Raw genomic sequence first — 675 nt, forward strand, 5'->3', positions numbered from 1 at the left:
GGTTTTGTTTTGTGATACGGTCGGCATCATCATAAGCTTTATCGCGCACCCATCCTGTGGTTGCGTCGGTCACTTTGGTTTCGTTCCCATTCGGGTCAAATTGGAAGCTAAATGCGGTTTGCCCATTCCACTTCACGCCTGTGGCACGATCGGCGGAATCATAGACGCTCTCAATGGTATCACCATTCGGCTTGGTTACTTTGGTTTCATTTGCGTTGGCATCGTATTCGTAGCTGATTTTGCGACCTAACGCATCGGTGAATTGCGTGACTTTGTTGTCGCTATCGTAGGCGTAGCTATTTTGCTGTTCTTTCCCGTCTGCGGTCACGAACTTCTCGGTCGTATTACCATTATCATCGTACTTGTAAGCGACCGCTGTGCCATTCGCCAGCGTTGTTTTCGTCAACTGATTATCGACATTGTACTCCAATTTCTTCGTATTCCCTTTTTCATCCGTTTCCGTGAGTTTATTGCCATACACATCATACGTAAACGCTGTTTTCCGATTCTCTTCATCGTACGAGGCGACCACATAATTTCCAGCACTATCATACGTATTCTCCGTCAACACTTCCCCGTCAATTACACGCATGTTATCAAACCAAGCTTTCCCTGTATGCTTGCCACGGAATAGCGTCCAGATTTTCAAGCGCGCAATCGGTTTATCGACGTTCA

1 pseudogene is annotated in these 675 nt (G+C 46.7%); it reads right to left on the bottom strand.

The annotated features are described in order from the left end of the window. Positions 1 to 675: pseudogene (locus PROCOU_RS15920) on the bottom strand (RHS repeat domain-containing protein); the annotation flags it as partial.

The sequence above is a fragment of the Listeria rocourtiae FSL F6-920 genome (assembly GCF_000525975.1).
Taxonomy (GTDB): domain Bacteria; phylum Bacillota; class Bacilli; order Lactobacillales; family Listeriaceae; genus Listeria_A; species Listeria_A rocourtiae.